The sequence below is a fragment of the Streptomyces sp. NPDC104226 genome, from assembly GCF_055584085.1.
Map to the genome: position 1 here is coordinate 37,095 of NZ_JBVJMS010000016.1, position 12,769 is coordinate 49,863.

The window sequence follows — 12,769 nt, forward strand, 5'->3', positions numbered from 1 at the left end:
TGATCGTGAGCCTGTCGTCCGAAGCTTTCGTGGCAGACGGGAGCTTTCGTGGCAGACGACGCCCAGGGGGGCACATGAGGCACCGCGCGAGATCGATCCTCGCCGCAAGCGCATTCGTCTTCGGCACCACACTGGCCGCACTACCCGCAGCGGCCCAGGCCCAGCCCGGCGCGGCGGACCGGTCCGCCGCCGACGAGGTGCGGGTCTACGACGCCGACATCACCAAGGAGCAGGTCCCGCTGGTCCTGGCGGCCGGCCAGGACGCGCACGAGCTCTCCGAACGCGCCCCGGAGACCGGGACCGCCAAGGTCGAGCTCTTCCTCACCGGCGGTCAGGCCAAGGATCTGGCGGCGCAGGGGATCAAGCTCGCCGAACGCAAGGTCGCGGCCAAGGCCGCGGCACGCTCGCTGGCGGCCGGCGACGGGGTCTTCCGGCCGTACAGCGGCAAGGGAGGGCTCCAGGAGGAGATCCTGCGCACCGCCCAGGAGAACCCGGGCCTCACCAAGGTCGTCTCCATCGGCAAGACCGTCCAGGGCAAGGACATCCTCGCCCTGAAGGTCACCAAGAACGCCAAGAAGGGCAAGGACGGCGCCAAGCCCTCCACGCTGTTCATGTCGAACCAGCACGCCCGTGAGTGGATCACCCCCGAGATGACCCGGCGGCTGATGCACCACACCCTCGACAACTACGGCAAGGACCCGCGGATCACCAAGCTGGTGGACTCCACCGAGCTGTGGTTCCTGCTCTCCGCCAACCCCGACGGCTACGACTACACCTTCGCCCCCGACGGCCAGCGGCTGTGGCGCAAGAACCTGCGGGACAACAACGGCGACGGCAAGATCACCGCGGTCGACGGCGTCGACCTCAACCGCAACTTCGCCTACAAGTGGGGCTACGACAACGAGGGTTCTTCGCCCAACCAGGCGAGCGAGACCTACCGCGGCGCCAAGGCCGCCTCGGAGCCCGAGACCGTCGCCCTGGACACCTTCCAGAAGCGCGTCGGCTTCGACTACGCCGTCAACTACCACTCCGCCGCCGAGCTGATCCTCTACGGCGTGGGCTGGCAGGTGGCCACCCCCACCCCGGACGACGTCGCCTACAAGGCGCTCGCCGGCACCCCGGAGAACCCGGCGGTCCCCGGCTACTACCCGCAGGTCTCCTCCGAGCTCTACACCACCAACGGCGAAGCGGACAGCCAGGCGGCCAACGCCAACGGCATCATGATGTTCACGCCGGAGATGACCACCTGCCAGACGGCCTCCGCGATCGACCCGGACGACCAGTGGAAGCCCGAGGACTGCGCCTCCGGCTTCAACTTCCCGGACGACGAGAAGCTGATCCAGGCCGAGTTCGCCAAGAACATCCCCTTCGCGCTCTCCGTCGCCGAGAGCGCCGAGCACCCGGACCGGCCGAAGTCCTCGCTGGGGCTGACCGCCGCGGACTTCACCCTCGACCCCTTCACCACCTCCTACGCGGCCCGCGGCGAGGACCAGAAGGTCGCCGTCACGGCCCGCAAGGCGCTGAAGGACAAGGAGCTGAACTACCGGATCAACGGGGGCCGCACCCACGACGAGGACCTGAAGGCCTGGAAGGGCGGCGAGGTCTACGGCGGCGACGACAACAACTGGTTCGACGAGTACCGGGCCGAGGTCGAGGGCGCCAAGCCCGGCGACAAGGTCGAGGTCTGGTTCACCGGCCGCGACGGCGGCAAGAAGGTCTCCAGCGAGCACTTCACGTACACGGTGGCCGAGCGGCCGCGCGCCGACGTGCTGGTGATCGCCGAGGAAGGCGCCCCGGCGCAGCACGCGCAGGCCTACGTCGACGCCCTGAAGGCCAACGGCAAGAGCGCGGCGGTCTGGGACGTGGCGGTCCAGGGCGCCCCGCACCACCTCGGAGCCCTGTCCCACTTCCGTACGGCCGTCCACTACACCGGGGCCAAGTCCCCGGGCGGTGACACCCAGCTGGCGGTGCGCGACTTCCTCAACGAGGGCGGCAAGCTGATCGAGGCCGGCGAGCTGGCGGGCGGCAACGCCCAGGTCGGCCGCGCCGTGACCAACGACTTCAGCCAGTACTTCCTCGGCGCCTACGGCCGCGCGGGGGTCACCGGCCCCACCGGCTTCACCGGCGCGGGCTCCCTCACCGGGGCCGGCGGCGCCCTCGGCGACGCCACGGGCAACCCGCTCGACCGCCCGGGCTCCTACACGGTCACCTCCGACACCCTGCCCGCGGCGCAGTTCCCGCAGTTCAAGAGCGCGCAGGCGGGCCAGTACGCCGGGGTCGTGAACCCGTACGCCCCGTACGCAGGCGCCTCGATGGCCTCGGCCACGCACGACGACGACGACTGGAAGCGACTCACCCGCACCATCGACCTCACCCAGGTCACCGCGGCCGACCAGCCGAAGCTCAAGACGGCGCTCAACTGGAACACCGAGGAGGGCTACGACCACGCGGTCCTGGAGGCCCGTACCGCGGGCGGCGACGACTGGACCACGCTGCCCGACCTGAACGGCCAGAGCACCACGACCGTCCCGGAGGAGTGCGGGGCCGGCTTCTTCATCAACGACCACCCGTTCCTGCGCCGCTACCTCACCCTCGACGCCGGCGGCTGCACCCCCTCGGGCACCAGCGGCCAGTGGAACTCCTTCACCGGCTCCTCCAACGGCTGGAAGCAGGTCTCCTTCGACCTGAGCATGTACGCGGGCAGGACCGTCGAGGTCTCCCTCGCCTACATCACCGACCCGGGTTCGGGCGGCCGCGGAGTCTTCGCGGACGAGGCCCGCGTGTCGACCCGCGGCACGGACCAGGCGGCCGAGGGCTTCGAGTCCTCGCTCGGCGTCTGGACCGCTCAGGGCGCACCTGCCGGAAGCCCTGATGTTCCGGGCGATTGGTCCCGGTCGGGCGAGCTGTTCAAGTCCTATGCCGCCGTCACTACGCGTGACACCGTGCTCCTCGGCTTCGGCCTGGAGCACGTGCCGGCCGCGGCCGACCGCGCCGTACTCGTCGGTAAGGCGCTCCGCTCGCTGAAGCACTGATCAGAGGCCCCGCTCGCACTCACCGTGAGTGACCGGGCCCAAGGTCCCCGAGGTCCCGTACTCGTCCGAGAGTGCGGGGCTTCGGGGCGTGTCAGGGGACCGTCGATGTCACTCAAAAGCTCACGGAGAGGTAGTGTCGTAAGCGGTCGGGGACATCCCATACAGCTCGCTGGCGGACAGGCCGGCGCACCAACGAGGAGATCGGTTCGTGACGATCCGCGTAGGCATCAATGGTTTTGGCCGAATTGGCCGCAACTACTTCCGGGCGCTTCTGAAGCAGGGAGCGGACATTCAGATCGTCGGTGTCAACGACCTGACTGACAACGCGACCCTGGTTCACCTCCTCAAGTACGACACGATCCTGGGCCGTCTCGAGGCCGAGGTCAGCCACACCGACGACACCATCACCGTCGGCGGCAACACCTTCAAGACCTTCGCTGAGCGCGACCCCGCGAACCTTCCCTGGGGCGAGCTGGGCGCCGACATCGTCATCGAGTCGACCGGCATCTTCACGAAGAAGGCCGACGCCGCCAAGCACATCGCGGCCGGCGCGAAGAAGGTCCTCATCTCGGCTCCGGCCAAGGACGAGGACATCACGATCGTGATGGGCGTCAACCAGGACAAGTACGACGCGGCCAACCACCACGTCATCTCCAACGCCTCCTGCACCACCAACTGCGTGGCGCCGATGGCCAAGGTCCTCCTGGAGAACTTCGGCATCGTCAAGGGCATGATGACGACGGTCCACGCGTACACGAACGACCAGCGCATCCTGGACTTCCCGCACTCGGACCTGCGCCGGGCGCGCGCGGCCGCCGAGAACATCATCCCGACCACCACCGGTGCCGCCAAGGCCACCGCGCTGGTCATCCCCGAGCTGGCGGGCAAGCTCGACGGCATCGCGATGCGCGTCCCGGTCCCCACCGGTTCCGTGACCGACCTGGTCATCGAGCTCGAGCGCGAGGTCACCAAGGACGAGGTCAACTCGGCCTTCCAGAAGGCCTCTCAGGGCCAGCTCAAGGGCATCCTGGACTACACCGAGGACGCGATCGTCTCTTCCGACATCGTGAACTGGCCGTACTCCTGCACCTTCGACTCCTCCCTGACCATGGTCCAGGGCAAGAACGTCAAGGTCATCGGCTGGTACGACAACGAGTGGGGCTACTCCAACCGCCTCGTCGACCTGACCGTGTTCGTCGGCGGTCAGCTCTAAGCACCAAGACAGGCACCACGATGTGAGCACCGGGGCTCGGGCAGCGCGATGAAGCGCTGTACGGGCCCTGTTGCTTGCCTCGTACCCCTCTCGCCCCGCACGGGTAGAGTCCTGGGCTGGGAAAAGGAGTAGAAAACAGCATGAAGACGATCGACGAACTTCTCGCCGACGGCGTGTCCGGCAAGCGTGTCTTCGTACGCGCCGACCTGAACGTGCCGCTGGCCAACGGTGAGATCACCGATGACGGCCGCATCCGCGCCGTGCAGCCGACCATCGCGAAGCTCGCCGAAGCCGGCGCCCGCGTGATCGTTGCCTCGCACCTGGGCCGCCCGAAGGGCGCCCCGGACCCGGCCTTCTCGCTGGCTCTCGCCGCCGCCCGCCTCGGCGAGCTGCTCGGCGCGGACGTCGCGTTCGCCACCGACACCGTCGGCGCCTCCGCCAAGGAGACCGTCGCCGCCCTCGCCGACGGCCAGGTCGCCGTCATCGAGAACCTGCGCTTCAACGCCGGTGAGACCGCCAAGGACGACGCCGAGCGCGGCGCCTTCGCGGACCAGCTCGCCGAGCTGGCCGACGTCTACGTCGGCGACGGCTTCGGCGCTGTCCACCGCAAGCACGCCTCGGTCTTCGACCTCCCCGCGCGCCTCCCGCACGCGGCCGGCTACCTCATCGCCACCGAGGTCGGCGTCCTGAAGAAGCTGACCGCCGAGGTCAAGCGCCCGTACGTGGTCATCCTGGGCGGCGCCAAGGTCTCCGACAAGCTCGCCGTCATCGACGAGCTGCTCGGCAAGGCCGACCGCCTCCTCATCGGCGGCGGCATGGCGTACACCTTCCTCTACGCCAAGGGCTACGAGGTCGGCATCTCCCTGCTCCAGAAGGACCAGGTGGACGTCGTCAAGGAGTACATGGCGCGCGCCGAGAAGAACGGTGTCGAGCTGGTCCTCCCGGTCGACATCCTCGCCTCCAAGGACTTCCCGGACCTGAAGACCAAGGCTCCGGCCGACTTCATCACCGTGGACGCGGACAAGATCCCCGCCGACCAGGAGGGTCTGGACATCGGTCCCAAGACCCGCGAGCTGTACGCCTCGAAGATCGCCGACGCGGAGACCGTGTTCTGGAACGGTCCCGTGGGCGTCTTCGAGCACCCGGACTACGCGAACGGCACCAAGGCCATCGCGCAGGCCCTCGTCGACAGCAGCGCCTTCACCGTCGTCGGTGGTGGCGACTCGGCCGCCGCCGTCCGCATCCTCGGCTTCGACGAGAACGCTTTCGGCCACATTTCGACCGGTGGCGGCGCCTCCCTCGAGTACCTCGAGGGCAAGACGCTCCCCGGCCTCGCCGCACTGGAGGTCTGAACCCAGATGACTGAGAACACCGCCGGCCGTACCCCGCTGATGGCGGGCAACTGGAAGATGAACCTCAACCACCTCGAGGCCATCGCCCACGTCCAGAAGCTCGCCTTCGCCCTGGCCGACAAGGACTACGACTTCGTCGAGGTCGCGGTCCTGCCGCCCTTCGTCGACCTCCGTTCGGTCCAGACCCTGGTCGACGGCGACAAGCTGAAGATCAAGTACGGCGCCCAGGACATCTCGGCCCACGACTCGGGCGCCTACACCGGCGAGATCTCCGGCCCGATGCTCTCGAAGCTGAAGTGCACGTTCGTGGCCGTCGGCCACAGCGAGCGCCGCCAGTACCACGGCGAGAGCGACGAGATCTGCAACGCCAAGGTCAAGGCCGCCTACAAGCACGGCATCACGCCGATCCTGTGCGTCGGCGAGGGCCTGGACATCCGCAAGGCCGGCCAGCAGGTGCAGTACACGCTGAACCAGCTCGACGGCGGCCTCAAGGACATCCCGGCCGAGCAGGTCGAGTCCATCGTGATCGCGTACGAGCCCGTCTGGGCCATCGGGACCGGCGAAGTCGCCACCCCCGAGGACGCGCAGGAGGTCTGCGGTGCCATCCGCGGCCGTCTCGCGGAGCTGTACTCGCAGGAGCTGGCCGACAAGGTCCGCATCCAGTACGGCGGCTCGGTCAAGTCCGGCAACATCGCCGCGATCATGGCCCAGCCCGACGTCGACGGCGCCCTGATCGGCGGCGCGGCCCTGGACGCGGACGAGTTCGTCAAGATCGTCCGTTTCCGCGACCAGTGACGCTCATCGTGAGTATGCGGTAGGGCGGATCCGTCGTACCCTTGCGGGGGCCGGCCAGCTGAGCAGCTGCCGGCCCCCGCGCTCGTCCTCGGCACTGCGGGAAAGCCGGAAAGCCAGTAAGCCCAGAAAGTAGGAATCAGCCGTGATTATGGGGTTCGAGATCGCCCTGGTCGTCTTCAGCGCCCTGCTGATGCTGCTCGTGCTGATGCACAAGGGCAAGGGCGGCGGTCTTTCCGACATGTTCGGCGGCGGCATGCAGTCGTCGGTCGGCGGCTCCTCGGTCGCGGAGCGCAACCTCGACCGCATCACCGTGGTGATCGGTCTGCTCTGGTTCGCGTGCATCGTCGCGCTCGGTCTGCTCATGAAGACCAGCAGCTGAACCGTTCTGGCCATTCCGCCGGTCCGGTCGGCTCTCCCCGGCCTATCATGAGGTCCGGCGTTCTTGTCTGGAATGGGTAACTCCATTCCTGGACGGGCGTTGGGCCTTACGTAGACTTGGGCGCCCGCGACGGAATCCACTCACGTTTCGCGGCACCATCACGCAGGGAGTTACGACCGTGGCAAGTGGCAACGCGATCCGTGGTAGTCGGGTCGGAGCGGGGCCGATGGGTGAGGCCGAGCGCGGCGAGTCCGCGCCCCGCCTGCGCATCTCCTTCTGGTGCTCGAACGGGCACGAGACGCAGCCGAGCTTCGCCAGCGACGCGCAGGTGCCGGACACCTGGGACTGCCCGCGCTGCGGGTTCCCGGCCGGCCAGGACCGGGACAACCCTCCCGCACCACCGCGCACCGAGCCGTACAAGACGCACCTGGCGTACGTGCGCGAGCGGCGCACCGACGCCGACGGCGAGGCGATCCTCGCCGAGGCGCTCGCCAAACTGCGCGGCGAGATCTGACGCGTTCCCGCCGAACGACAGCCCGACCGATATGGCATCCGGCCCGGCCCGCAGGAGTCTTCTCTCCTGCGGGCCGGGCCGCTTTGTGTCGGTTGTACCCCTTCCCATCCCTTAGGTTGGAACCGGCGGGGCACGACAGGACAGAAAGTGGGTTGATGTCCGAGATGAACGCAGACAGCCGTACGAGGCTCAACCGGACGCCCGAGTGGGCCGCACTCGGCAAGCACCGGGAGGCCCTGGGGCAGACGCATCTGCGGGAGCTGTTCGCGGCGGATCCGGGCCGGGGCACCGGCTACACCTTGCGGGTCGGAGACCTGCACATCGACTACTCGAAGCACCTCGTCAACGACGAGACGCTGACACTGCTGCGCGAACTGGCCGCGGCGACCGGCGTGGCCGAGCTGCGCGAGGCCATGTTCCGCGGCGACAAGATCAACACGACCGAGGACCGGGCGGTCCTGCACACGGCGCTGCGCGCACCGGCCGGTGCGGTCGTCGAGGTGGACGGGGAGGACGTGGTCCCCGGAGTCCACGCGGTCCTCGACAAGATGGCGGCCTTCGCCGACCGGGTCCGGTCGGGGGAGTGGACCGGCTCCACCGGCAAGCGCATCAAGAACGTCGTCAACGTGGGCATCGGCGGCTCCGACCTCGGTCCGGCGATGGCGTACGAGGCGCTGCGCGCCTTCTCGGACCGCGCTCTGACGGTCCGCTTCGTCTCCAACGTGGACGGCGCCGACCTCCACGAGGCCGTACGCGACCTGGACCCGGCCGAGACGCTGTTCATCATCGCGTCGAAGACCTTCACGACGATCGAGACCATCACCAACGCCACCTCGGCCCGGGAATGGCTGCTCGCGGGTGTCGGTGGCGACGAGGCGGCCGTGGCACGGCACTTCGTGGCGCTCTCCACCAACGAGGAGAAGGTCGCCGGATTCGGCATCGACACGGCCAACATGTTCGAGTTCTGGGACTGGGTCGGCGGGCGCTACTCCTTCGACTCCGCGATCGGGCTGTCCCTGATGATCGCGATCGGCCCGGACGCCTTCCGGGAGCTGCTCGGCGGTTTCCACGCCATGGACGAGCACTTCCGCACCGCGCCCCCCGAGGAGAACGCCCCGCTGCTGATGGGGCTGTTGGGGATCTGGTACGGGGCCTTCTTCGACGCGCAGTCGCACGCGGTGCTCCCGTACAGCCACTACCTCTCCCGGTTCACCGCGTACTTGCAGCAGCTGGACATGGAGTCCAACGGCAAGTCGGTGGACCGCGAGGGCAATCCGGTGGACTGGCAGACCGGGCCGGTGGTGTGGGGCACGCCCGGCACCAACGGCCAGCACGCCTACTACCAGTTGATCCACCAGGGCACCAAGGTGATCCCGGCGGACTTCATCGGCTTCGCGCGGCCCGTGGGCGAGCTGTCGCCGACGCTGGCGGCCCAGCACGACCTGCTGATGGCGAACTTCTTCGCGCAGACCCAGGCGCTGGCCTTCGGCAAGACGGCGGACGAGGTCCGGGCGGAGGGCGTCGCCGAACCGCTGGTCCCGCACAAGACCTTCGCGGGCAACCACCCGACGACCACGATCCTGGCGACCGAGCTCACTCCGTCGGTCCTGGGCCAGCTGATCGCGCTCTACGAGCACAAGGTGTTCGTCCAGGGCGCGGTGTGGAACATCGACTCCTTCGACCAGTGGGGCGTGGAGCTCGGGAAGGTACTGGCCAAGCGGATCGAGCCGGCGCTCACCGACGGCACGGAGGTACCGGGCCTGGACGCGTCGACGCGCGCGCTGGTGGCCGCGTACCGCTCGCTGCGCGGCCGCTGACGCACACGCCCGCAAGCGCCGACAGGGCCCGCTCTCCGTGCGGAGGGCGGGCCCTGTCGTGTGTCGTACGGGGTCAGGCGGAGGCCGGCGGGTACATCGACGACGGGAGCTTCGCGGCCGCCGCGCGGTCGAGGAGCCACAGGGTGCGGGAGCGGCCGTACGCGGCGGCAGCCGGCGCCTGGACCTCGCCCGCGCCGCCCAGCGCGATCGCCACCGCTCCGGCCTTGTCCTCGCCGGCCGCCAGCAGCCAGACCTCGCGGGCCGCGCGGATCGCCGGGAGGGTGAGCGAGATGCGGGTCGGCGGCGGCTTGGGCGCGCCGTGGACGCCGACGACGGTGCGCTCGCTCTCGCGGGACGCCGGGTGCTCGGGGAAGAGCGAGGCCACGTGCGTGTCCGGGCCCACGCCCAGCATCAGGACGTCGAAGCGGGGGACCGGGCCGTGGTCCTCGGGGCGGGAGGCCTTGCGGAGCTCCTCCGCGTAGGAGGCGGCCGCCGCGTCCACGTCGTCCCCGTACGGGCCGTCGGAGGCGGGCATGGCATGGACCCGGGCGGGATCCACCGGGACGGCGTCCAGCAGGGCCTCACGGGCCTGTACGTGGTTGCGCTCGGGGTCGGCGGCGGGCACGTAGCGCTCGTCGCCCCACCACAGGTCGATCCGCGACCAGTCGACGGCGTCCCGGGCGGGGGCCGTGGCCAGCGCGGCGAGGAGGCCGTTGCCGTTGCGGCCGCCGGTGAGGACCACGGACGCGGTGCCGCGGGCCGCCTGTGCGTCCACGATCTTCGTGATCAGCCGGGCCGCCGCGGCCTGGGCCATCAGCTCCTTGTCCCGGTGGACGACGACCTGGGGAGTCGTCATACCCATGTGCTGCCGCCTTCTTGTCGGTTCTGTGTGCGGGTCCGGACGCCGCTGCGCGGAGCTTCCCCCACCCCGCCCCTTCCCGAAACCGGGGCTCCGCCCCGGACCCCGGTCCTCAAACGCCGGACGGGCTGAAACGATCAGCCTCGTCGGCGTTTGAGGCGCGGGTCCGGGCGGAGCCCGGGGAACGGTGGAAGGGCGGGTAGGGGACGGCCCCGCGCAGCGGCGCTGTCCGGGCTACTTCGCCGCGGCCTTCTTGGCCGGCTTCGCCGGAGCGGCCTTGGCCGGAGCCTCGGCCTTCGCCGGAGCAGCCTTCGCCGGGGCCGCCTTCGCGGGCGTCGGGACCGGCTCGCCCGCGGGGTGCAGGCGGGCCACGCCGAACTTCAGCGAGGCCTCGTAGGTGTTGTCCGGGTCCAGGCGGCGGAGCTCCTCCGCCAGCAGCTCGGACGTGTCGCGGCGCTTCAGCGCCACCGCACGGTCGGGCTGCCCCGGCATGCACAGCGTGGCCAGCGCCCCGTCCGCCCGGTCCAGGACGATCTCCCCGTCCTTGGTCTCCAGACGCACCGCGGTGAGCCCGGGGCCCGCCGAGGAGGTGCGCTTGACGGGGACCTGGAGCCGGTCCGCGAGCCACATCGCCAGCAGCTCGCAGCTCGGGTTGTCGTCCTCGCCCTCGACCGTCGCCGAGGACACCGAGTGGACCTGCTGGTCGAGCGCCGCCGCCAGCATGGAGCGCCACGGGGTGATCCGGGTCCAGGACAGGTCCGTGTCCCCGGGTGCGTACGCCGTCGCCCGGCTGCCGAGCGCCTCGATCGGATCCTCGGCGGAGTAGGTGTCCGTGATCCGGCGCTGGCCGAGCGAGCCCAGGGGGTCGCCCGCCAGGTCCTGCGGAGCACCCTCCGGCCACCAGACGACGACGGGCGCGTCCGGGAGGAGGAGCGGGAGAACCACCGACTGGGCGTGGTCGACCAGTTCGCCGTGCAGGCGCAGGACAACCGTTTCGCCGGTGCCGGAGTCCGTCCCCACGCGGACTTCCGCGTCGAGACGGGCGTCGCGGCGGCTGCGCGGCGAGCGGCTGACCCGCTTGATGACGACGACGATCCGCGAAGGGTGTTCGCGGGACGCGTCGTTCGCCGACTTGAGCGCGTCGTACGCGTTCTCCTCGTCGGTCACGATCACCAGCGTGAGCACCATCCCGATGGCAGGCGTGCCGATATCCCGGCGCGCCTGCACCAACGAGGCGTTGATCTTGCTGGAGTTGGTCTCCGTGAGATCGATCTTCATGGCCGGCGCCAGCTCCGTCCGTCTCGTGCGAGCATCTCGTCCGCCTCGACCGGCCCCCAGGTGCCCGACGGGTACTGCGCGGGCTTGCCGTGCGTGTCCCAGTACTTCTCGATCGGGTCGAGGATGTTCCAGGACAGCTCGACCTCCTGGTGGCGCGGGAACAGGTTCGCGTCACCCAGCAGCACGTCGAGGATCAGCCGCTCGTAGGCCTCGGGGCTCGACTCCGTGAAGGACTCGCCGTAGGCGAAGTCCATCGTCACGTCCCGGACCTCCATGGAGGTGCCCGGAACCTTGGAACCGAAGCGCACCGTGACGCCCTCGTCCGGCTGGACCCGGATGACCAGGGCGTTCTGCCCCAGCTCCTCGGTCGCGCCCGACTCGAACGGCAGGTACGGGGCCCGCTTGAAGACGACCGCGATCTCGGTCACCCGGCGGCCCAGGCGCTTGCCGGTCCGCAGGTAGAACGGGACGCCCGCCCAGCGGCGGTTGTTGATCTCCAGGCGGATGGCCGCGTAGGTGTCGGTCTTCGACTTGGGGTCGATGCCGTCCTCTTCGAGGTACCCGACGACCTTCTCGCCGCCCTGCCACGCCGCCGAGTACTGGCCGCGCACGGTGTGCTTGCCCAGGTCCTCGGGGAGCTCCACGGCCGTGAGGACCTTGAGCTTCTCGGCCACCAGCGCCTTGGGGTGGAAGGAGCCGGGCTCCTCCATCGCGGTCAGCGCCAGGAGCTGGAGCAGGTGGTTCTGGATGACGTCGCGGGCCGCGCCGATGCCGTCGTAGTAGCCGGCCCGGCCGCCGATGCCGATGTCCTCGGCCATGGTGATCTGCACGTGGTCCACGTACGACCGGTTCCAGATCGGCTCGAACATCGTGTTGGCGAAGCGGAGCGCCAGGATGTTCTGGACGGTCTCCTTGCCCAGGTAGTGGTCGATACGGAAGACCTCGTTGGGCGGGAAGACGTCGTGCACGAGCTGGTTGAGCTCCTGTGCACTGGCCAGGTCGTGGCCGAACGGCTTCTCGATGACCGCGCGCCGCCAGGAGCCCTCCTTCTGGTCCGCCAGCCCGTGCTTCTTGAGCTGGGCGACGACCTTGGGGAAGAACTTCGGCGGGACGGACAGGTAGAAGGCGAAGTTGCCGCCGGTGCCCTGCGCCTTGTCCAGCTCCTCGATCGTCGACTTCAGCGTCTCGAACGCCTGGTCGTCGTCGAAGTCGCCCTGGACGAAGCGGCAGCCCTGCACCAGCTGCTGCCAGACCTCTTCGCGGAAGGGGGTCCGGGAGTGCTGCTTGACCGCGTCGTGGACCTCCTGCGCGAAGTCCTCGTCCTGCCACTCGCGTCGGGCGAAGCCGATGAGCGAGAAGCCCGGCGGGAGCAGCCCGCGGTTGGCGAGGTCGTAGACGGCAGGCATCAGCTTCTTGCGCGACAGGTCACCCGTAACGCCGAAAATGACCAGGCCGGACGGCCCCGCGATGCGCGGGAGCCGCCGGTCCTGTGCGTCACGAAGCGGGTTCGCTCCGTTTACAGACAAAGTG

The 12,769-nt window shown here is 69.5% G+C and carries 10 protein-coding genes; 7 read left to right on the forward strand and 3 right to left on the reverse strand.

Annotation, left to right across the window (positions count from 1 at the left end; translation table 11 throughout):
• The first annotated feature begins 74 nt into the window (after window positions 1–74).
• The 7 genes from ACZ60J_RS36735 (at window position 75) to pgi (ending at window position 9,102) form a co-directional block, all read left to right on the forward strand.
• Window positions 75–3,032: a M14 family metallopeptidase gene (locus tag ACZ60J_RS36735; protein ID WP_469688528.1), complete on the forward strand. Its 2,958-nt coding sequence runs from the start codon at window positions 75–77 to the stop codon at window positions 3,030–3,032.
• A gap of 208 nt (window positions 3,033–3,240) precedes the next feature.
• On the forward strand, window positions 3,241–4,245 hold the full coding sequence (gap, locus tag ACZ60J_RS36740; RefSeq protein WP_469688529.1) for a type I glyceraldehyde-3-phosphate dehydrogenase: 1,005 nt from the start codon (window positions 3,241–3,243) through the stop codon (window positions 4,243–4,245).
• A gap of 140 nt (window positions 4,246–4,385) precedes the next feature.
• A complete protein-coding gene (locus tag ACZ60J_RS36745; protein ID WP_469688530.1) occupies window positions 4,386–5,597 on the forward strand; it encodes a phosphoglycerate kinase in 1,212 nt (403 codons plus the stop codon).
• Between the two features lie 6 nt (window positions 5,598–5,603).
• The gene (gene tpiA, locus ACZ60J_RS36750; RefSeq protein ID WP_243338366.1) at window positions 5,604–6,392 is read left to right on the forward strand and encodes a triose-phosphate isomerase; all 789 of its coding nucleotides are present in this window, start codon (window positions 5,604–5,606) and stop codon (window positions 6,390–6,392) included.
• A gap of 148 nt (window positions 6,393–6,540) precedes the next feature.
• Window positions 6,541–6,771 (forward strand): preprotein translocase subunit SecG, encoded by a 231-nt coding sequence (secG, locus tag ACZ60J_RS36755; protein WP_327309495.1) that lies wholly within the window; start codon window positions 6,541–6,543, stop codon window positions 6,769–6,771.
• Window positions 6,772–6,949: 178 nt separating this feature from the next.
• Complete coding sequence (locus ACZ60J_RS36760) at window positions 6,950–7,285, forward strand: RNA polymerase-binding protein RbpA (RefSeq protein WP_007263454.1); 336 nt, start codon at window positions 6,950–6,952, stop codon at window positions 7,283–7,285.
• Window positions 7,286–7,449: 164 nt separating this feature from the next.
• Complete coding sequence (gene pgi, locus ACZ60J_RS36765; protein WP_469688636.1) at window positions 7,450–9,102, forward strand: glucose-6-phosphate isomerase; 1,653 nt, start codon at window positions 7,450–7,452, stop codon at window positions 9,100–9,102.
• A 73-nt stretch (window positions 9,103–9,175) separates the two neighbouring features.
• Here the strand turns inward: pgi and pgl are convergent, their stop codons facing one another.
• The 3 genes from pgl to zwf all read right to left on the reverse strand — a co-directional run bounded on the left by pgl (window position 9,176) and on the right by zwf (window position 12,765).
• Window positions 9,176–9,958, reverse strand: coding sequence for a 6-phosphogluconolactonase (pgl, locus tag ACZ60J_RS36770; protein WP_469688531.1), 783 nt, complete (start codon window positions 9,956–9,958; stop codon window positions 9,176–9,178).
• 237 nt (window positions 9,959–10,195) lie between these two features.
• Window positions 10,196–11,239 (reverse strand): glucose-6-phosphate dehydrogenase assembly protein OpcA, encoded by a 1,044-nt coding sequence (opcA, locus tag ACZ60J_RS36775; protein ID WP_469688532.1) that lies wholly within the window; start codon window positions 11,237–11,239, stop codon window positions 10,196–10,198.
• On the reverse strand, window positions 11,236–12,765 hold the full coding sequence (zwf, locus tag ACZ60J_RS36780; protein WP_469688533.1) for a glucose-6-phosphate dehydrogenase: 1,530 nt from the start codon (window positions 12,763–12,765) through the stop codon (window positions 11,236–11,238). The genes opcA and zwf overlap by 4 nt, the downstream gene beginning before the upstream one ends.
• Window positions 12,766–12,769: the final 4 nt, after the last annotated feature.